13 protein-coding genes and 1 pseudogene are annotated in these 20,320 nt (G+C 71.8%); 6 read left to right on the forward strand and 8 right to left on the reverse strand.

The genetic code is table 11. The annotated features are described in order from the left end of the window. A partial coding sequence (locus tag IF28_RS0135465; protein ID WP_030229450.1) for a PQQ-dependent sugar dehydrogenase occupies positions 1-2,574 on the reverse strand: 2,574 nt, incomplete at its 3' end. Positions 2,575-2,794: 220 nt separating this feature from the next. Further along, complete coding sequence (locus IF28_RS0135470; RefSeq protein ID WP_030229452.1) at positions 2,795-4,738, reverse strand: glycoside hydrolase family 5 protein; 1,944 nt, start codon at positions 4,736-4,738, stop codon at positions 2,795-2,797. 193 nt (positions 4,739-4,931) lie between these two features. Between IF28_RS0135470 and IF28_RS0135475 the strand changes: the two genes are divergently transcribed. Beyond that, positions 4,932-5,534 (forward strand): sugar O-acetyltransferase, encoded by a 603-nt coding sequence (locus IF28_RS0135475; protein ID WP_030229454.1) that lies wholly within the window; start codon positions 4,932-4,934, stop codon positions 5,532-5,534. Positions 5,535-5,540: 6 nt separating this feature from the next. Here IF28_RS0135475 and IF28_RS38410 read toward each other — a convergent pair. Together IF28_RS38410 and IF28_RS0135485 are read right to left on the reverse strand one after the other, a co-directional pair. After that, a pseudogene (locus tag IF28_RS38410) lies at positions 5,541-6,374 on the reverse strand (class I SAM-dependent methyltransferase); the annotation flags it as partial. 124 nt (positions 6,375-6,498) lie between these two features. Beyond that, entirely contained in the window at positions 6,499-8,211 is a 1,713-nt protein-coding gene (locus IF28_RS0135485) for a SpoIIE family protein phosphatase (protein WP_030229459.1), read from the reverse strand. Between the two features lie 537 nt (positions 8,212-8,748). On the opposite strand from IF28_RS0135485, the gene IF28_RS39355 reads away from it, so the two are divergent. Beyond that, on the forward strand, positions 8,749-10,215 hold the full coding sequence (locus IF28_RS39355; protein WP_030229467.1) for a hypothetical protein: 1,467 nt from the start codon (positions 8,749-8,751) through the stop codon (positions 10,213-10,215). 5 nt (positions 10,216-10,220) lie between these two features. Here IF28_RS39355 and IF28_RS37230 read toward each other — a convergent pair whose 3' ends face one another. Further along, entirely contained in the window at positions 10,221-11,675 is a 1,455-nt protein-coding gene (locus IF28_RS37230; RefSeq protein WP_051713998.1) for a Yip1 family protein, read from the reverse strand. A gap of 168 nt (positions 11,676-11,843) precedes the next feature. After that, complete coding sequence (locus tag IF28_RS0135500) at positions 11,844-12,521, reverse strand: hypothetical protein (protein WP_030229470.1); 678 nt, start codon at positions 12,519-12,521, stop codon at positions 11,844-11,846. Positions 12,522-12,789: 268 nt separating this feature from the next. Between IF28_RS0135500 and IF28_RS36770 the strand changes: the two genes are divergently transcribed. Next, positions 12,790-12,981, forward strand: a complete 192-nt coding sequence (locus IF28_RS36770; protein ID WP_037894799.1) for a hypothetical protein — start codon at positions 12,790-12,792, stop codon at positions 12,979-12,981. 12 nt (positions 12,982-12,993) lie between these two features. On the opposite strand, the gene IF28_RS0135510 is transcribed toward IF28_RS36770, so the two are convergent. Next, positions 12,994-13,923: a ketopantoate reductase family protein gene (locus tag IF28_RS0135510; protein WP_030229472.1), complete on the reverse strand. Its 930-nt coding sequence runs from the start codon at positions 13,921-13,923 to the stop codon at positions 12,994-12,996. A gap of 166 nt (positions 13,924-14,089) precedes the next feature. Here IF28_RS0135510 and IF28_RS0135515 point away from each other — a divergent pair, with 166 nt between their 5' ends. Next, entirely contained in the window at positions 14,090-16,108 is a 2,019-nt protein-coding gene (locus IF28_RS0135515; protein ID WP_051713999.1) for a DUF4139 domain-containing protein, read from the forward strand. A 9-nt stretch (positions 16,109-16,117) separates the two neighbouring features. Then, positions 16,118-17,677, forward strand: coding sequence for a DUF4139 domain-containing protein (locus IF28_RS0135520; RefSeq protein ID WP_030229476.1), 1,560 nt, complete (start codon positions 16,118-16,120; stop codon positions 17,675-17,677). A gap of 17 nt (positions 17,678-17,694) precedes the next feature. Here the strand turns inward: IF28_RS0135520 and IF28_RS0135525 are convergent, their stop codons facing one another. Further along, positions 17,695-19,074, reverse strand: a complete 1,380-nt coding sequence (locus IF28_RS0135525) for an MFS transporter (RefSeq protein WP_030229479.1) — start codon at positions 19,072-19,074, stop codon at positions 17,695-17,697. Positions 19,075-19,451: 377 nt separating this feature from the next. Between IF28_RS0135525 and IF28_RS0135530 the strand changes: the two genes are divergently transcribed. Then, a complete protein-coding gene (locus IF28_RS0135530; RefSeq protein WP_030229481.1) occupies positions 19,452-20,291 on the forward strand; it encodes a hypothetical protein in 840 nt (279 codons plus the stop codon). The last annotated feature ends 29 nt before the right edge of the window (positions 20,292-20,320 follow it).

Below are 20,320 nucleotides of genomic sequence, written 5' to 3' on the forward strand. Positions count from 1 at the left end.
CGAGTTGCACGTCCAGACCTGCACCTCCGTACCGTCCGCCGTGCCCCCGTTGTCCACATCCAGACACTTCCCGTCGACCCCCTTCACCTCACCCGTGCGGGTGCCACCGGCGGAGGTGGTGAAGGAGAACTCGTCGACGTCGAACAGGGCGCCGCTGCCGCCCTTGAAGACGAGGTAGAGGGTCGTTGTGCCGGCCGGCCCGCTGCTCAGTGCCGCGGTGACGTCCTGGAAGGTCTCCCAGTCGCCGGTGACCGGTGCGGTGGCCGTGCCGAGCAGGGTGCCGGTCGGGGAGCCGGCGCGGACCTCGAGGGTGCCGCCGGTGCCGGCCGAGGAGACACGGGCGGTGAAGCCGGTGGTGTTGTCGAGGCTGTACGGCGTGAAGGAGATCCAGTCGCCGTTCTGGATCTCGCCGACGGTCTTGCCGCCGTGCGCGGAGGTGTGGTTGATGACCTGGACGCCGGCGGAGTCGCCGTAGTGCTCGGCCTGCCGGTGGCTCGGCTGGGTGATGTGCTGGTCGTGTGCGGTGAGCGCGGGCTGGCCGTTCGCGCCGTTGTCGGTGTACTCGGCGTCGAGGACGCCGAAGATGTTGGCGTTGGGGTCGTGTTCGCCGTCCGCCAGGGTGTGCAGGGTGCCGGTGCAGCCGGTGGCGGAGGTCTGCGGGTGGCCGTGGCTGTCGTGGCCGACGATGAAGGTGACCTTCACCTTGGCGCAGTCGACCGCGCCGTCCTCGGGGTCGGTGACGGTGACCTTGAACGGGATGGCCGCGCCGAAGTCGTAGATCCGTCCGTCGGCGGGTGTGTCGAGCCGTACGGTGGGTGCGGTGTTGCCGACGGTGATCTGTACGGAGGCCGTGGCGGACTTGCCGGTGGGGTCGGTGACCTTCAGCGTGGCGGTGTACTGGCCGTTGGCGGTGTAGGTGTGGGACGGGTCGGCGGCGGTGGAGGTGCTGCCGTCACCGAAGGTCCAGGCATGGGTGAGCGCGCCCCCGTCCGGGTCGGAGCTGCCCGCTGACGAGAAGTCGACGGTCAGGGGTGCCTTGCCGGAGGTGGTGTTCGCCTTGGCCTGGGCCAGCGGTGCGCGTCCGCCGGTCACGTGCTCGATGCGGTAGAGAGCCGAGTTGGCGTCGCCGTTGAAGTAGCCGGTGCCATAGTCGAGGACGTAGAGGGCGCCGTCGGGGCCGAACGCCATGTCCATCACCTGGGTGCCGGTCCAGGGGAAGGCGTTGATGGACCGCACGGTTCCGTCGCCGCCGGTCTCGATGCGCTTGATCCAGCGGCGGCCGAACTCACCGGCGAAGAAGTCGCCGTCGTACTCGGCGGGGAACTTCACCTCGGAGGCGGAGTTCGCGTCGTACCGGTACACGGGTCCGCCCATCGGTGACTCGGATCCGTTGCCGAACTCGGGAACGGATCCGCCGTCGTAGGGGATCCAGGCGGGCTGGACGGGCGGCAGGTCGGTCAGGCCCGTGTTGCGCGGCGAAGTGTTCCTCGGCGCCGAGCAGTTGAAGGCGGAGCCGGAGGCGCCGGTGGCGAAGTCGTAGTCGACGTAGGCGCTGTTCTTGCCGGTGCAGTAGGGCCAGCCGAAGTTCCCGGCCTGGGTGATCCTGTTGAACTCGACCTGTCCGCCGGGCCCGCGGGAGCCGCTGGCGGTACCCGCGTCGGGGCCGTAGTCACCCACGTAGACCGTGCCCGTGGCCTTGTCGACGCTCATCCGGAAGGGATTGCGGAAGCCCATCGCGTAGATCTCGGGCCGGGTCCGCGCGGTGCCGGGTGCGAAGAGGTTGCCCGCCGGGATGCCGTAGGTGCCGTCGGCGTTCACCTTGATACGGAGGATCTTGCCGCGCAGGTCGTTGGTGTTGCCCGAGGAACGCTGGGCGTCGTAGGCGGGGTTGCGGGAGGCACGCTCGTCGATGGGGGTGTAGCCGTCCGAGGCGAAGGGGTTGGTGTCGTCGCCCGTCGACAGATACAGGTTGCCCGCCGCGTCGAAGTCGATGTCGCCGCCGACATGACAGCACAGCCCGCGGGAGGCGGGCACGTCGAGGATCTTCCTCTCGCTGCCCGTGTCCAGGGTTCCGTCGGTGCGCAGAACGAACCGGGACAGCCGGTTGACGCCGTCGAACGGGGTGAAGTCGGACGCCGTTCCGTCGGCGGGTGCGTCACCGGCCGGAGTGTCCGACCGGGGGGCGTAGTACAGGTAGACGAAGCGGTTGGAGGCGAAGCCGGGGTCCGCGGCGACGCCTTGCAGGCCCTCCTCGTCGTGGCTGTAGACGTTCAGCCGGCCGGCGACGGTGGTGGTGCCGGCCGCGTCGGTGCGGCGCAGGGTGCCGTCGCGTGAGGTGTGCAGTACGGAGCGGTCCGGCAGGACGGCCAGGGTCATGGGCTCACCCGTCTCGGCGACGCCCTTGGCGAGGGTGACCTGCTGGAAGTCCTCGGCCGCCGCGGCGGCGGCGACCGGTGTGGCCGGGGCGCCGGGCGTCGCGGCGGCCGGCCCCGCCGGCAGCGCCAGGCCCATGGCGCACGCCAGGGCCGTCAGCAGTGTGCGGACACGTCTGTGTCCGAGCGGTCTCGTGCGCACGGAAGTCTCCAGGATATGGGGGGTGGCGGCAGGCCGCGGGGCCCACCGTGATGGAGTACGGGCGCGCGCCGTCGCGCCGTGGGACACCGGCCCGTCACCCCCGACAGGGGCATGACCGGTTCATTTCAAGGAAGTTAGCGGGCCTCACGGGAACGCGTAACCCCTTTCGCGCAGAGTCCCGCTCCTTCTTCCTCGCATGGGACAAAGTGCCGGTGCCGGGTCAGTGGAGCGGGCGGCAGTACAGGGCGTCCGGGGTGCGCGAGGAGCCGATACGGCCGGTGTAGGCGATGCCGGCGGCGTACTCGCCGTCCGCGCACTGGCCCTTGTAGTGGCCGTGCGCGAAGTCGCCGCCCCTGGGGGTGCCGCCCCGGTTGTCGCCCCGGTCGAACCAGACCGTACGATCGCCCGTGCCGGTGATCCCGCCGGGCTCGGCCTTCGTGCACAGGGCGGACGAGAGGGCGGCGCCCCGGACGCTGTAGCCGGTGAGGAAATGGCCGTCGGGGCACTGGAGTTTGGTGTACCCGGAGGCCCAGTCGCCGCCCGGCGGGACGTACCGCTCGTCCTTGACGACCGCGTGTCCGCCGGCCGGGCCCCCGAGCGGCCCGGCGGTCACGTCGGAGCACAGGCCGCGGTTGCCCGTGTGGCCGAGGCCCAGGAGGCGCTGCCCGTCGGGGCAGGCGGCCTTGCGGGCGCCTGAGTCCCAGTCGGACAGTGCGCGCATCCGCCGGGAGGCGATGAAGTCGCCGTGGTCGGGGCTGAGCATCGACCAGTGGGCCACGGTGGCGACGGGCCCGGTGCGGCCGGTGGCGCCGATGAGCCGGGTCCACGCCCCGGCCCGCCAGTCGTCGCCGTCGTACAGGCCCATGCGGTGGCCGGCGGAGTCCCAGTGGAGCAGCGCCCAGCCGTTGCCGCGGCGGTTCTCGTGCAGACCGACGAGTGGCCAGTAGGCGAAGTCGGCGTCGGTACGCACCAGTTGGTCGACGAAGTTCTCGAACCAGGCGCGCTGGGCGGCGCCCGTCTCCTCCCGGCCGCCGACGCCGAACTCGCTGATCCAGACGGGGGCGGTGAAATGCCGGTCCTCTTCGGCGGTGACGAAGAACGCCTGGCGGTTCAGCACGTCGACGAGTTCGGCGGGCGACAGGTCCTGGTAGCGGGGGTCGGTGGTCTCGCCGATGCCGGTGGCGCCGCTGTGGTTCGGGCCGGTATAGCCGTAGAAGTGGGCCGCGTAGACGAGTTTGCCCGAGTCGACGAGGGTGTGCGAGAGACGGCGTACGGGCTCGAGGGCGGGGCGTCCATGGGCGAACCCGTCGACGGGGATGCCGGTCCAGTTGATGCCCTCGACGATGACGAGGAGATCGGGGTTGGCCTCCGTGAGAAGTCGGTCGCCGAGGTGCTGGGAGGCGCTGAACCAGTCGTGGTTGTCGCCGAGGCCCCAGTTGGGGTCGTCCCAGACGTCGCGGCGGACCTCGTTGTAGAGGTCCGCGCCCACGACACGCTTGTTGTCCCGGTAGCGGCGGGCCATGAACAGCCAGTCGTCCTCCCACGCCCCCGTGGACCGGCTCGCGTTCCAGCGCTCGTTGCCGTCCACTCCGCAGCACCAACGGGTGGTGTTGGTGTGGTTGTTGAGGATGACCGCGAGACCGGCGTCGGTGAGTCCGCGTACGACGGCGTCGTACACCTGGAGCGGGGTGCTCCCCCGCAGTCCCGGGTTGGCGGTGACGGCGTCGTCCGTGACGGGGCGTGTGTCGTGGATCATCTCGTTGGAGAAGGGCAGCCGGACGCTGTTGATCCCGATCTCCTGGAAACCGGCGATGATCTCGGCCATGGGGGCGCGGTCGAGGCCGAGCGGTATCCGGTGCGCGTTCTCCCCCGCGTGATGGTTGGCGTCGTCGTCCGCGCTGCCGGATCCGTTCCACGTGCCGCTGGCGCCGTGCCAGTTGCCGGAGCGCAGTCTGAAACGGTTCCCGTCCGCGTCGACGATCCAGCGGCCCCGGGTGCTGAGTGGCGCCGTCCAGTCCGCGGCGGCGGCCGTGGAATGCGCGGGGGCCGCTTGCCGGGGTGGTGCCGCCGCAGCGGGAACGGGCGCCAGGAGCGCCGACAGGAGGACCGCGGTCAGTACCGCCTTGCCCAGGGAACCGCGCACGGTCACCGTCCCGGTGGTCATCGCGACAGAGTGGTTGTCATGCAAGGGTCATGATGCGACAAGGAGTCGCCGTGGTCCAGACCTGAAGCCCGGCGGCAGCGCTTCCATGAAAGCGGCTCGTCGTGCGTGCACGGCACACATAGGCTCGGTGTGCGCGCCGGCCGAGGCGCGCCGGGCCCGGACCCGAAGGCCGGACGAACGGAGCCGTTTCACTGTGACGCGTTCTCACGAGGAAGAGGTCCTGGCCCGGATCGCCAAGGGGCTCGTCTACACCGAGTCGGAGGCCGCCTTCCAGGCTCCCCTGCGCCGCACGGAGGAGATCTTCGCGTACAACCACACGCCTCCGGGCCAGGAGGAGAGACGTCGGTCGCTGCTGACCGCGATCCTCGGTTCCGTCGGTGAACGCACGGTGCTGCTGCCCCCGTTCCACGCCGGGTTCGGCGGCAACGTCCACATCGGGGACGACTTCTTCGGGAACGTGAACCTCACCTTCGTCGACGATGTCGACATCCGCATAGGTGACGGTGTGATGATCGCTCCGAGCGTGACACTGACCACGACGGGACACCCGGTGCATCCCTCGCGGCGCACCGACTTCGGGCGGTTCTCGGAACCGATCGTGATCGAGGACAAGGTGTGGATCGGCAGCAACGCGGTGGTCCTGCCCGGCGTCCGCATCGGATACGGGTCGGTCATCGGCGCGGGCAGTGTGGTCAGCCGCGACATTCCCCCGATGACCGTCGCCGTCGGCACCCCGTGCCGAGTGGTCCGCGCCATCACCGACAAGGACCTGCTCGCCCGCACCGGCGGCGACTAGGGCCGGTCGGGGTTTCCGTCCCCACGCGGTCAGCATCCCGGCGGACAACGCGGCGCAGTCGTCGGAGTCCAGGTACCGGACCGCCTCGTCGACAGCCGTGTCGTCGACGAGGCCGGTGGCGAGCATCGCCGCCCTGCCGCGTCGCCAGGTGTCGGCCCAGAAGCGGCTGATGGGGCTGCCCGGCAGCAGGGGCGGCACATGGATCTCGGCGCCGACCGACACCAGCCCGGCGCCGCGCAGCAGGTGGGGGTACGACGGCACCCGGGAGACGTCGGTGCCGATGGTGACCCGCAGCCCTTCCCACATCGCCCGCATCGCCTTCGTGTACGGCGTGCCCGGCGCCCGCTCGCTCGTCAGGTCGACCGCGTCACCGAGCACCAGCACACCACCGGGTGCGAGGAGTCCGGCCAGTGCGGTGATCAGGCGTTCACGCTCGGGCAGATGCATCAGTACGAAGCGGGCGTGGACGAGCCGGAACCGGCCGGGTGCGAAGTCCGGGGCGGTGACGTCGGCCTCCAGCACGTCGAGTCCCGGCACGGGCCGTGCGGTGAGGAAACGTACGTCGCGGTCGACGGCGAGGACGCTCGTCACTCCGGCCTCGTCCAGCAGCCGGCGGGAGACGGTGCCCGTTCCGGCGCCCACGTCGAGGCAGCGCCATCCGGGGCCGGCGCCCAGTGCCCGCAGCCGCGCCATGGTGATGTCGTCGTAGGCGAGGGCGCCGAGGTCGATGCGTTCGTCCTCGTGCGCCTGACCGGGGCGGAAGACGGCCTCGCCGTAGCGACCGCCGCCCGGCGCGCCCCCGCGCGGAGCCGGGGGCGGCGGATCGTCTGACGGTGTCATGGCGGGGCCTCTTCGCGCGGTGGACGGTGCCGGGCGGCCCGTCGTCCCACAGATCCTCCCTCCACCGGCACCCGCCCGCACGGCGTGGGCGCGCCGTGCCCGGGCCGATCGGCCCCCGGCCTTCTCAGGCCGGGGGTTCGTCGGGGACGCGCAGGGCCAGCAGGGCGACGTCGTCGTCGTTCTCGGCGGGGCGGACACGGCGGAGCAGTTGGTCGGTGAACGAGGGGAGGGGGCGGCGGGCGAGGGCGGCGGCGTGCTGGCGCAGCCGGTTCAGGCCCGCGTCGAGGGACTGCCCGGGCACCTCGATGAGTCCGTCCGTGTACAGCACGAGCGTGGACCCCGGCGGGAGCAGCACGGTGGCGTCGGGGCGGCGCAGGCCGGCCTGGGTGCCCAGGAGGATGCCGTGACCGTCGCTGAGAAAGCGGGCCAGGCCGTCCCGGCCGACCAGCAGCGGCGGCGGGTGGCCGGCGTTGGTCCAGGACAGCTGCCAGTGACCGTCGCCGGCCGCTTGGATCCTGCCGAAGATCATGGTGGCCATGGTGACGTCGGTGATGTGCACGATCGCCTCGTCGAGCCGTTCGACGATACGGCTGGGAGGTTCGTGCTGGGACCAGGCGTAGGCGCGGAGCATGTTGCGCACCTGCGCCATGCCGGCCGCCGCCTCCAGGTCGTGGCCGACGACGTCCCCGATGGCCAGCGCGGTGGAGGCGTCGGCCAGGGGGAAGGCGTCGTACCAGTCGCCCCCGACGTGTGAGGCGTCGGGCGCGGGCAGATAGCGGACGTTCATCTCCAGGCCCGAGACACCCGGCATCTGGGGCAGCAGATGGTTCTGCATGGTCTCGGCCACCTTGCGCTGGCGCTGGTAGAGGCGGGCGTTGTCCAGGGCCAGACCGGCCCGGCGCGCCACGTCCTCGATCAGCGGAAGGTCCACGGGGGCGAACGGCTCCGGGTAGTCGGCGCGGCCCAGGGTCAGCGCGCCCAGGACGGCGCGCGGGCTGCGGATGGGAGCGATGGCCGCGGAGTGCATTCCCGTGGCCCGGAACAGCCGGCCCTGCTCGACCGCGATGCCGGAATCCGGTGTCCCCTGGTAGTTCTGCGGACCGGCCAGGGTGGAGGCGACCCCGCGCAGGGCTCTGGACAGGGGCATCGGGGACTCCTCGGGAATCGGCGGCATGGGCCCCTCCAGCTCCTCGTGGCGGACCGGCGCCTCAGCGCCGACGTGGGCCACCACGGCACGCCACACCTCGTCCCGCTCGGTGATCAGGTCGACGACCACCCAGTCCGCCAGCCGGGGCACGACCAGGGACACCAGCCTGCGCAGCGCCTCGTCGACGTCGAGGGTGGACGTCAGCTGCGCGGTGGTCTCGGCCAGCAGGGCCAGCCGCTGCAGTTCCGACAGCGACTGGGCCGGTGATCCCGGCTGCGGGCCGGTGCGGGGCGGTTGTTCGGGAGTGTGGAACACGACCAGTGTGGCGGTCCGGTGGTCGCCGGTGCCGTAGGGGGTGATCAGCCAGGAGATGGGCAGTACGGAACCGTCGGCGCGGGCGAAGTAGTCGATGTCGGACTGGGCCGGGCGTCCGGCGTGGAACGCCTGCCGCATCGCACACTGGGTTCTCGGCATCTGCTGTCCCAGCGCATCGCGGTGCAGCAGGTCGTGCGCGTCATGACCGACGAGCTCCGCCGCGGTCCGGCCCAGCAGTTCCTCGGCGCGGGCGTTGACCGCGATGATGCGGCCCTGCTCGTCGACGGCATAGGCACCGGCACCGATGGCGTCCAGCGCCTCGGAGGCGGTCGGCGCGCACTGTCCGTGGACCCCCGAATGCTCCGACCCTGTCATCGCGACCTCCTCACTGACCGGGCCCACGCCCCGTCCGCCGCCCGTGTGGGCTTTTCCGCTCTTCCGCCTTCCCCGTATGCCCATACGCCTGACTTTCCCACGTCGTCCGGCATGAAGGACACCGTCGCGCCCGTGGTGAACGACAGGGTGCGACCTGCGGTGAAGGTGGTGTCCGGGGCGGACGCCGCCCCGGAGGGACGGGGCCGGAGCCGACGGCCGACGGCCGACGGCCGACGAGGTGATCGGGCCGTTCACCGAAGAGACCCGCGTGCGCGGGTCTTCGCCGCCGCGGCACCGAGGTCGTCGAGCGGACCGGCCGGTCGAGGAGGCCCCGTCACTCTGCGGCGGCTCGGGAAGGCGGGTCGGCCGCGCCCTCCGGCACAGCGTGGTGTCCCGTTGCGGGATACTCCGGACAGGTGAAGAGTGGACGCATGGCGGCTCCGCGTTCTTCCGGCTCCGCGTATCCCGGAGCCCCCGTCCAAGGGAAGAATCGGTGACGGACGGAGCGGCACGGCGCACAACGTATCTGGGACCGACATGGCCAGAATCTCCCGGCGGTATGTCATCCACGCGGTCAACGCCTCCCTCCTGGCCACCGCGCTCGCGGTGCCGGCGGGTATGACGGTCGCCACGGCGGAGCCCCGCGGTACGAACCGCGGCACCGCCGAGGCGGTCGTTCGGAGCACGGAACCTCCGCCGAGCGATCCGGGCGAAGGCCCCACCACGACACCGCCCACCCCATCGCCGAGTGAGCCGGACGAGCCCGACAGCCCCACAACGTCGTCCACTGCCCCGTCGAACGGGACGTCCGACGACGCCACGTCGCCGACGTCCGGCGAGACGGACGGACAGACCTCCGAACCCCCTCCCGAGCAGGAGACGGAGGCAGAGACGGAGGCGGAGGCGGAGGCGGACGAGGTGACGACGGGGCTGGCCGAGGAGAAGGAACAGGTCCCCGAGGAACTCGCCCCGGCCGTCGACACCCTGCTCGGCATCATCGGAGCCCTCGACACCCCTGAGACGTCGCCGCAGGACAGGGAGGGCGTCATCGAGAGCGCGGAGAACCTGTCCATCGCGCTGGCAGCCATCAGTGACCCGAGGACTCCTCCCGAACTGCGCGAGCAACTGATCGCGATCGTAAAGCAGGTGACGTCCACGCTCGAGGTGGTCGCCGGCTCCGGAGTACCGGATGAGGAGGGGTCGTTGTTCATCCTGGTGGTCAAACGGACGACGTCCGCCCTGGACATCATCTGCGATCCCCGGACACCGGAAGAACTGCGGAGCCGGCTGATCCCAGTGGTGGGAGAGACGAACTACGCCCTGAAGCAGAGCGAGGAGCGGAGGCCGTCCGGTTCGGCGAACGCATGGCGGAGCCGGAAGGCGGACACGGTTCAGTCGACCAGCATGCTGCTGGGCGCCTCCGCGGACATCGTGCACGACCGGCGGACACCACCGAAGGAACGGGAAGAGCTGGCGGAAGTCAGCCGGCAGGTCAGCTCGTTGCTGAGGAAGATCACCGATCCGCAGACGTCGCGGAAGGAGCGGTCCGCAGCCGAGAAGGAGCTGGAGGACCGGACCGCTCGCATGAAGGACCAGCAGGAGGAGTCGGCCTCCGCCCGGAAAGGCCCGAAGGAGTCACTCGGCGAGGCGGCGGCCGTCTGCAGCAGCGCCGTATTCGAGTCCGTCCGGGACTCGAGCCTCATGGGCGGCCTGCGGAAGCTGGTGCCCGCGGCATGGGAGGACGAGGGGGTCAAGGACTTCTGGAAGGCCAAGGAGAAGAGCGACGACCAGATCGAGGTACTGGCCCAGCTGCGGAACAACGAACGTTCCGAGGCCCCGTTCGAGGTCGTACCGCTCATCACCGCACTCGCCGAACTGGTACCGCGCGACAAGCTGTACGGGACTCTGGGCGGCTCTTCCCTCTCCTGCACGCAGACCGCCAAGTACCTGGAGGAGAGGTTCGGGGTCACGGCGGGCTCCTGGCTCACCCGGACCGGAGGGTGACCGGGTCAGATCCCCGCGGAACCCATCAGTTCGGCCATGGAGATCTCCGCATCGGTTCGGGCCTTCGCGGCCCCGTATCGTTCCAGCTCCCTCTGCTCCTCCCGGTAGTCACCCGGCCCGGAGTAGTCGAACGCCAGAGAGGAAATGGAGGAGATGAACCTGCCCCCCGGAGACCAGACGGCCGTCACATAGCGCGGTGTGCGCGTCATGTTGATGAGGTTGTTGTTGTGTCTGACCCGTCCGCGGTGGATGATCTGCTCCCCGCAGATCGTCGGCGCACAGTAGTAGCGCCGGTCGTTCCTGTTCCAGGTCGGGTGGGCGAACCCGAACTCCTCCACGTCGAGCTTTCCGCGGTCCTTTCTCATGTAGGCGATCTGTAATTCGACGCCCACGGTGTCGTACCGGCTGTCCCGGGGGAGCTGGAACACCCGCTTCATGGAGTATTCCTGCCCGACGTCGAGCGAGCTGCCCGGATCGTGGAACCGCCCGCTGCTGACCGTCGTGTACGTGAGCCGGTCCACGTAGAGTTCCGCCTCCCCCTCCTGCTGCCCCTCCCCTCCCACCGTCCTCATCCACTCCGTCGCGAGGTCCTCCTCGCCGCGTGTGTACAGGGGTGCCCTGCCGCGGACGGTGTAGATGTCATTGATGATGTACACCGGAATTCCTCCGGTGTTCTTCATGCGCAGCGTCAGCGGGACATGTACATAGGGGAGGTTGCGGTCCGTCCACGCCTTCCCGAATTCGGCCTCCAGGGTGAAGTGCATGGGGGCCGCCGCGGGCTGGTACATGGTGGAGTACGCGAGGCTGACGGCCGTCAGCAGTGCCGTGGCCACCACCCCGGCCGCGAACTTCCTCGGCTGCGGTGTCCCCCTCCACGCCTTCTCCCGTACGAGAAGCACCAGTGCCCATACGGACCAGCACCACAGGGGCATGAAGAAGAACAGGTAGTGCGTGTACTCCCGTTCCTCCAGCCAGAGGAAGAGGAGAAGACTGTCGGTGGCCAGCACGATGACGGCGCCGAGCAGGACGACGGCTCCGGATGCCCTGAACTGCCGCCGCCCCCAGTGGTCGAGTGCCGCGATCGCCGCCGCGCCCAGGACCACACCCGACAGGACGAACAGGACCCCGGTGATCCGTTGGGCGAAGGTCAGGGCTCCCGAGGCGTCCGGCCATCCGATGACCGCGCCGAAGACCATGGAGACGAGCAGGCCGGCCGTCATGAGTGACATGACCGTGCGTCTTCTCCAGGGCCGGTCGGGCCAGGTCCCGCTGTCGCCGCCGCGCCAGGATACGGATGCCGGATCGTCCAGGTCCATGTTCTCCGGATAACCGGAACGGCCGAGCATCCTTCGCAGCTCGGCCTTCGACCAGGCGCTGCCGACCGTCCCACTGCCGATGGTGACCCGGCGAAGACCACGGCTGTCGGGCGCCTCGACGATGACCCAGGGGCGGATACGCATGTCCTCAGACTCGAACCCGCGTCGACGGGGTGCACATGGGACTCCCCCGTTCGGAGGGGGCCGCCGCGGGGCGGACGAGGCCGGGATCGCACCGGACGGCAGGCACGGCGACTGGCCCACGCGACAGGCGCCCCGCCAGGTCGCACAGCACAGTGGGACCATGAACCGTCACCGACGCCCGCCCAGGCGTGCCCCGTGGATCGTGGGCGGCGCCGCTGTGCTCGTCCTCGGTGGCGTCGGTGTGTGGGCGTGGGTCGCGCAGGACGACGGCACGCCCAGCCCCCGCCCCTCGGCCTCGAACGACCTGTCCCTTCCGACGCTGAACCCGCTGCCGTCCTGGACGTTCACGACCGAGCCGTCGAGTACGGAGCGGCGGACGCCCACGTCCAGGTCCACCTCGTCCGTGCGCTCGCCGGGGCCGACGTCCCGGCCCCTTCGGCCGACCCCGCCGGGCGGGCGGCCGACGACCGGACCGACCCCTCCGGGGCAGCGGCCGACGGCCGTACCGCCGCCGCCGACCGGGAGGCCCGCCACCGAGCCGGCCCCACCGGGGCGGCGGCCCACGGCCGGGCAGGAGTCACCCGGCGGCCCGCCGGTGCCGCACGGGACCGCGCCCGGCGCGTCGGCCCTCCGCACCCCGGGTGCGGCACCGGCGTCGCCGCCCGCGTCCGCGCGGTCCTCGGCGCCCCGGCGCACGCCACGGCCTCCGGCGCCCGAGACCACGCCCCGGCCCACTGCACCGGAGCCGCCGTCCCAGTCCACGAAGCCGAACCCGCCGCCGCGGTCCGGCGCGCCGGAACAGCCTCGGAAGTCCGGCGCCCCCGACCAGCCGCGGAAGTCCGCCACCCCCGAACACCCGCCGAAGCCCGCCACACCCGGACACGCACAGCAGCCCACAGCACCCGGACTTCCGCAGAGGCCGACGGCGCCCGGGCGCTCGCCGAAGCCCACACCTCCCAAGTCCGCAGCACCGCACCCCCCGGCGTCATCCGCCCGGCCCGCGCCCACCCGGACGCCACCGGCCACGCGACCCGCGCCCTCGCAGCACGTACCGAAGCCGTCCGCCACGTCCGCCGGGCCGACGGCACCGCATACGACCGGACCCGACGCGCCGGTGCGGACCACCACCACCTGGTACACCTCGTCGGCTGCCACGGCCGCCGCCCACCGCATGGCGGACGCCAAAACGGTCGGTGATCCCGCCTGCTCGATGGCGGCCGCGGGTGCGGCCGATCCCGGGCTGGTTCCGGGGAACAGCCGTATCGGCATCGGGCATTACGGCGCGTACTGGTGCCTGATCTGGTGAGTCAGGACGCGTTCACCCGCCGGCCGGTGCTCCGAGCGCGTACGGGGCGAGGATGTCGGCCACCGTCCGGTTGCGCGGGGCGGGGACACCGAGCCGGTCGGCGAGGTCGGCCACTCCCCCGCTGAGCCAGGGCAGTTCGAGACGGTTGCCGTGCTCCAGGTCGTTGTGCATGGAGGACGTCATGTCGACGGGCAGGGTGTCGCAGAAGGCCAGCTGGCGCTCGGCGAACGAGTCGTCGAGCGCGACACCCGACGCCCGTGCGAGCGCCACGGTCTCCTCCATGATCTCGCGCAGCAGTACCCGCGAGCGCTCGTGGGAGCGGACGACGCCGATGGGCCGGCGTACGGTCGCGGTGGTGGCGGAGAGGCCGACCAGGAAGACGAACTTCTCCCAGATCACCCGGTCGATGTCCGTGCTGATCGCCGCCTCCGTGCCCGCCTCCTGACATGCTGTCAGAAATTGTTCCACCACCTCCTTCTGGCTCGGGTGCCGGGCGCCGAAGACCATGCGCTGCAGCGCGCCGTTGTGCCGGACGACGCCGGGTTCCTCGATGAACGCGGAGATGAAGCACGTTCCGCCGAGGACGGACTCCTCGGGGAGACTGCGGCGGAGGATGGCGTCCTTGTGCACGCCGTTCTGCAGCGAGAGCACCGGGGCGCCGCCGGTCTTCGCGGAGGCCAGCTGCGCGGCGACGTCCTCCGTGTCCCAGAGTTTCACGGCGACGACGACCAGGTCCGCCGGACCGAGCCGGGCGATGCTGTCGACCGCCGAGTCGGGTGAGGTCCGTACATCCCCCAGAGGGCTGCGCACGAGGAGCCCCGAGCGCCGTACGGCTTCCAGGTGGCGGCCGCGCGCCACGAACGTGACCTCGTGGCCCGCCGCGGCCAGCCGCGCTCCGAAGTAGCCACCGACTCCACCCGCTCCGACGACCGCGATCCGCATGTGCACCCATCCCCTTCACGACTGTTCAGGGGGTCACTTTGAACGCATGGGAGGCCCACCGCAAGAACGCCGTGCGAGGGTCACCGCCCGGACGCGGGACCTTCGACCCGCCACGGATCACCGCGTAGGCTGACCTCGGCACCGGAGCGGCTGGGTGGGGGAGCGCATGACGGCTGGTACGGCCCCGAGGTGGGCGTCGACTCTCGACTCGGTGGTGGTGTACGCGCAGGGCGCGCTGTGCCGCCGTCTCGCCCGGGGCACCGTCCCGGCGGACGGACGTGTACGGGTCACAGGACTGCCCCGCTCACTGGACGCCGATTCGCTGCGGGCCCGCGTCGTCGGCGCGTCCGGGGTGCGGGTCACCGAGGCCCGGGTGGAGGTCGAGGCCGAGCCCGTCGGCACGGAGCGGGCCGACGCGCTGCTGCGGGAAGTGAAGCGGCTGCGCGACGACTGCGAGGCCGTACGGGCCCGCCGGGACCGGCAGCAGGGCCTGATCGACGAGGTCGCGGCGCTGCGTCCGGTGCCGCCGTCCCGCAAGCGGGACGATCCGCACCGCCGTACCCCGGTCGACGCATGGCTGGAGCTCTCCGCGTTCGTCGACGACCGGCTGACCGGGCTGCACGGCCGGCTGCGTGAGCTGGAGGAGGAGCTGCGCCGGGCCGAGCACGAGCTGACGGTCGCCGAGGACCGGCTCGACCGTGCCTCCACCGACACGACGTCGACGCCGGTGGAGCGTTCGCTGGGCGCGGTCCTGACCCTGGACGGCACGGGCGAGGTGGAGGTGGAGGTGGAGTACGGGGTGCCGGGCGCCGTCTGGGTGCCCGCCTACCGGCTCACCCACCGTCAGGGCGACCGTGAGGCGTCCCTGCTGCTGCGTGCCTCCGTCGCCCAGCGCACCGGTGAGGACTGGACCGGCGTGCGCATCGCGCTGGCCACCGCCGATCTGCGCCGTCGTACCGACCTGCCCCGGCTCCGCTCGGTCCGCATCGGGCGCAGCCAGCCCGCCCCGGCGGCTTCGGGCTGGCGCGGGCACCCGGCCGGGCTCACCGATCTCTTCGCCGGTTACGACGCGGCCGGCCCCCGCCCCGACACGGGCGGCGGGTACGCCTCCCGGGCCGGCGGCGCTCCCCCGCCACCGCCCGCACCGGCGGGGTACGGCGCGCCCCCGGAGCCCCAGTTCTACGGGGACGCCTCGGTGACCAGGGAGCGGTCGGGCGCCAGGCCGCGTACCGGCGCGCGGCCCGCCGCGCCCGGCGCCGCCCCGGCCTTCGCAGCCGCTCCCGCGGCGGCGCCGCCCGTCGCTTCCGCGGCCCTCGCCGAGCCGGCTCGGCCGGCGCCCCCTCCCGGCCCGCCGCGGCCGGGCGGCGCCGAACTCGACTACTCCGCCCTCGTCCTGAGCGGCCCGGACGAGCCCGGCGGCCGCCGGGGCAAACTGTTCCCCGGATCCGGCACCGACCCGGTGACCGCCGAGTACCGCCGCCGCGCGCAGACGGTGGCCGCGCTGCCCCTTCCCGGATACGCCGTGCGGCCGCGCGAGTCTGCGGGTTCCTTCGACCACCGGTTCGACGCCGCCGCCCCGGCCGACATCCCCTCCGACGGGACGTGGCACACCGTCACCGTCGGCGGGATCCCGGTCGGTCTGCGCACCGAGTACATCTGTGTCCCGTCCGTGGAGCAGACCGTGTACACGACGCTGGTGCTCTCCAACGCCACCGGCCAGGCGCTGCTGGCCGGGCCGGTGGAGGTCACCCTGGACGAGGAGTTCCTGCTGACCGCCGCACTGCCCACGCTCGCCCCCGGCGGTGTCAGCCGAGTCGGGCTCGGCCCCGCGGAGGCCATCGGGGTCACCCGCCGGGTGAATCTCCACGAGTCGACGGCGGGGCTGCGCAACAACGTCACCGTGCTCGAACACCGCGTCCACGTCGAACTGGCCAACCGGCTCCCGGAGCCCGTCTCCGTGGAGGTGCGCGAGCGCGTGCCCGTCACCTCCGACGCGGACGTCAGGATCGAGGAACGCGCCGACTGGACGGTGCCCGGGGACGACCCGGGCCCGCGGCCGCACGCGCCGGGCACCCGCCTGTGGCGCGTCGAACTGCCCGCCGGCGGCACCGCCGTACTCGACGGCGGCTACGACATCAGGATCCCGGCCGGCAAGGCCCTCACGGGCGGCAACCGCAGGAGCTGACACAGCCACATGTCTACGTCAACCGAGACCGTCCCCCTCCCGGTCACCGCCGTCAGCTGCACGGAGGACCGCGCCCACGTCGAGCGCACCGCCGTACTCGAGCTGCGGGCCGGCACCCAGCGGCTGCGCCTCGGACCGGTCAGCGCGCTGGCCGTCGACCGCACCCTCCACGCGGAGCTGACCGGCGACCGTCCGGCGGCAGTGCTGGACGCGCGGATCGTCCGCACCTGGACACCGCGCGGGCCGCTTCCCGCCGACGACGACTCCGCTCTGCGCCGGCGCACGACCGAGCTGGAGGAGGAACACACGGACCTGGAGCAGCGGCGTGACCGGCTCCGTACCCGGCTCGACGTGCTGGGCCGTCTCGCCACCGATCTGCTGCGGGAGATCGGTGAGGGTGCCGGCTTCGGAGAGGCCGAGAGGGAGCGCTGGGCCCGGGAACTGGACCGGGTCGACGGCGAACGCGACGCCCACGGCGAACGGTTGCGCGCGGTGGAGGCGCAGGCGGCAGCCGTCGCCGCCGAACTCGCCGAGGTGCGGCACGTCATGGACCTCACCGAGACGGAACCCGCCGAGCTGGTCGCCCACATCGAGCTGACCGTGGACGCCTCGGCCGCCGGACCGGCCGGACTGCGGCTGAGTCATCTCACACCGTGCGCGGTGTGGCGGCCCGCCTACCGGGCGGAACTCGACGGCGATTCCCTCACGCTGGAGACCGAGGCCGTCGTCTGGCAGCGCACCGGCGAGGACTGGTCCGACGTACGGCTGACCCTGTCGACGGCCCGTTCCGCGCGGGCCGCGGAACCGCCCCTGCTCGGCGAGGACCGGCTGACGCTCCAGGACCGCACCCCCGCCGAACGCCGTACCGTCCACGTCGACCTGCGGGAGGAGGAGATCGCCGAACTCGGGCCCGCCGGCGTGCTGGGGCTGCCGGGCGTGGACGACGGCGGCGAGGTGCGCGTGCTGCGCTCCCCCGCGCCGGTCTCCGTGCCGGCGGACGGCCGCGCCCACCGTGTCCCGCTCTCCTCCTTCACCGCGCCGGCGAGAAGGGAGTACGCCTGCGCGCCCGAACTGTCGCCCCTCGTCAGCCAGGTGGCGCGGTTCGACAATCTGTCCGGGCACGCGCTGCTCGCCGGGCCGGTCGACCTGATCCGGGGCGGTGGGTTCGGCGGACGCGGCACACTGGACTTCGCCGCCCCCGGCGCGCCCGTCGAGCTCGCCTTCGGCAGCCGGGACGACCACCGGGTCCTGCGGGAGACCGAGGAGACCCGCGACACCTTGGGCCTCACCCAGCGGACCGTGCTCACCCGGACGGTCCGGCTGCGTCTCTCCCGCTTCTCCGCCCCGGGCGAGCACGGTGACAGGGTGATCACCGTCCGGGAACGGGTCCCGGTGTCCGAGGTCTCGGCGGTGGAGGTACGGCTGCGCCGGGACGCCTGTTCTCCGGCGCCGGACGCAATCGACGCGGACGGCATCGTCCGCTGGGACGTCCCGCTGGCCCCGGGCAGCCGGCGGACCGTCACCCTGGTCTACGACGTCTCGGCGAGCGGCAAGGTCAGCGGTCTGTGACCTGGCGGGGCGCCGGCTCAGAACTTGGGTGCCGGCGCCTGTGACCGCACCAGCTCCGCCGCCTCCTCCGGCGTCTGCACCGAGGGGGGCGAGCCCTCCAGCGGCTGCTGGGCGGTCTCCTTCATGCAGGCCACCGCGATGACACCGACCAGGGCGGCGGCCATCGAGTAGTACGCCGGCATCATGTCCGAGCCGGTCACGCCGATGAGGGCCGTGATGACCAGCGGTGTCGTGCCACCGAACAGGGACGCCGACAGGTTGTAGCCGACCGACAGGGAGCCGTAGCGCACATGCGTCGGAAACATGGCCGGCAGCGCCGCCGACATGGTGCCGAGCAGACAGACCAGGGACAGGCCGAGCATCAGCATGCCGGCCGAGACGGCGAGCAGACTGCCCTGTCGCACCAGGAGGAAGGCCGGGGCGGACAGGAAGAAGAAGCCCAGCATGCCGGTCATCAGCAGCGGTTTGCGGCCGAAGTGGTCGTTGAGCCGCCCCACCTGGTTGATGATCAGCATCAGCACCACCATGGTGGCCACCAGGATCAGCAGACCGTGGGTCTCGCTGTAGTGCAGTTCGTCCGAGAGATACGTCGGCATGTACGACAGCAGCATGTAGTCGGTGACGTTGTACGCGCCGACCAGCGCGATGCACAGCACCAGCGTCGGCCAGTACTGCCGGAAGATCCTGGCGAGGTCGCCGTGGGCGGTGGTCTCCACGGCGTTCGCGGCGTCGCCGATGTGGACGTCGCCCTGCTCCAGCTTCAGATAGGCGGGAGTGTCGTCCAGCTTCAACCGCAGATAGATGCCGACGATGCCCAGCGGCCCGGCGACCAGGAAGGGGATGCGCCAGCCCCAGGCGTCCATCGTGTCGTTGCCGAGCCAGGCGGTGAGCGCGGTGACCAGGCCGGCCGCGCCGGTGTACCCGGCCAGCGTGCCCAGTTCCAGGAAGCTGCCGAAGTAGCCGCGCCGTTTGTCCGGGGCGTACTCCGCGATGAAGGTGGAGGCGCCGCCGTACTCGCCGCCGGTGGAGAAGCCCTGGAGCAGCCGGAAGAGGATCAGCAGCAGGGGTGACCAGAAGCCGACGGCCGCGTAGGTCGGCAGCAGGCCGATCGCGGCGGTACCGATCGCCATCAGGATCATGGTCAGGGCGAGCACCTTCTTGCGGCCGACCTTGTCGCCCATCGGCCCGAAGACCATGCCGCCGAGCGGGCGCACCAGGAAGGCGACGGCGAAGGTGGCGAACGACGACAGCAACTGCGCGGTGTCGCTCCCGGAGGGGAAGAAGACCCGGCCGATGGTGCCGGCCAGATACGCGTAGATGCCGAAGTCGAACCACTCCATGGCGTTGCCGAGCGAGGCGGCCTTCACCGCGCGCTTGACCGCCCGTTCGTCCGTCACGGTGATGTCCGAACGGCGCAGGGGCGGGTTCCGCCGGCGGCGGACGGCACGGAACAGGGCGGGGTGCCGCCTGACCGCTGCGGAAGGGGGTGTGGGCTCGCTGTCGGTGGGGGACGTGGCGGGGTCCTTTCCAGGTCGGACCGTGGCAGACGGAACGTACCAGCGTCTTCCGGACGATGCCGGGAAGCGCGCTCGCCATCGCGTCTTCCCGGTGATCGCCGGGATACGCCGGCATGTGATCGGGGCGGGCGCTCACCCGTGTGCCTCCGCTGCGCTGGTCGCCCGGGCGCACCGGTGGTGCGGTGAGGGGACAAGGGCACAGAAGCGCTCGGGGCAGGTCGGCGCCGGGGCGCCCGTCCCATCCACAGGAGGCACTCGTGACCACCCCTCGCCCGATCGTCCGCTCGTCCCGTGTCCTGGCCGTCGTACTGGCCACCGGGACCCTGCTCACCACGGCGGCCTGTTCCGACGCGGACGACAGCACGTCGGCCGGATCGGAGACCGGCGCCGCGGCGGTCGCGCAGACCGAATCCCCCACGTCGACCGACACGTCCTCGCCCGGTCCGGTGCTCAGTGAGACGGGTGCGCGGAACGCGCTGATCACCGCGGCGGACCTGGAGGGCGACTGGACGCAGGTGGACAAACCGCAGCAGTGGCGGGACTCCCTGCTCGTCGGGCAGGTCGACGTGGCCGCCTTCCTCAACGGGAAGAGCGACGCCGCGGACTGCCAGCAGCTGATCGACTCGCTGTACGACGAGACCCTGCTGGGGACGCCGTCCGGGGCGTCGGCGCTCAACGGGTTCGAGCAGGGCGACTCCCGGCTGCTCTACCAGGTGGCCGCCTATCAGCAGGCCGACCTCGACAAGTCGATGAAGTCGCTGCAGTCGCTTCCCGACACCTGCGACCAGTTCACCGTGACCGGCGGTGACAACGGTGACCGCACCGTCCAGGTCGTCGAGATGGAGCTGCCCGACGAGGGCGACGCGCGGCAGGGGATGACCGTGACGGTGAAGGGTGACAGCGGGGGCGAGTCCGTGACCCTCACCCTGGACGTGGCCGTGGTGCGGATCGGCGCGGACGCGATCACGGTGACCAACGGCGGGCTCGGCGGAGCCGGCCACGACGCCACCAAGGCCGCCGCCCAGCAGGGCACGCAGCGTCTGAAGGACGTCCTGGCCGGCGGCACTCCGACGCCCACCCCCAGCGGCATCGAGTGACCGCGGGTCCCGTCCGGACGCCCTGACGG

Origin of the sequence: Streptomyces sp. NRRL WC-3626 (assembly GCF_000718785.1) — a bacterium.
Taxonomy (GTDB): Bacteria; Actinomycetota; Actinomycetes; order Streptomycetales; family Streptomycetaceae; genus Streptomyces; species Streptomyces edwardsiae.

Bases quoted from the DNA above. Each gene is read 5' to 3' on its own strand.
- IF28_RS0135470 (WP_030229452.1), bottom strand. From the start codon at position 4,738: ATGACCACCGGGACGGTGACCGTGCGCGGTTCCCTGGGCAAGGCGGTA.
- IF28_RS0135485 (WP_030229459.1), bottom strand. From the start codon at position 8,211: ATGACAGGGTCGGAGCATTCGGGGGTCCACGGACAGTGCGCGCCGACC.
- IF28_RS39355 (WP_030229467.1), top strand. From the start codon at position 8,749: ATGGCCAGAATCTCCCGGCGGTATGTCATCCACGCGGTCAACGCCTCC.
- IF28_RS37230 (WP_051713998.1), bottom strand. From the start codon at position 11,675: ATGCGTATCCGCCCCTGGGTCATCGTCGAGGCGCCCGACAGCCGTGGT.
- IF28_RS0135510 (WP_030229472.1), bottom strand. From the start codon at position 13,923: ATGCGGATCGCGGTCGTCGGAGCGGGTGGAGTCGGTGGCTACTTCGGA.
- IF28_RS0135515 (WP_051713999.1), top strand. From the start codon at position 14,090: ATGACGGCTGGTACGGCCCCGAGGTGGGCGTCGACTCTCGACTCGGTG.
- IF28_RS0135520 (WP_030229476.1), top strand. From the start codon at position 16,118: ATGTCTACGTCAACCGAGACCGTCCCCCTCCCGGTCACCGCCGTCAGC.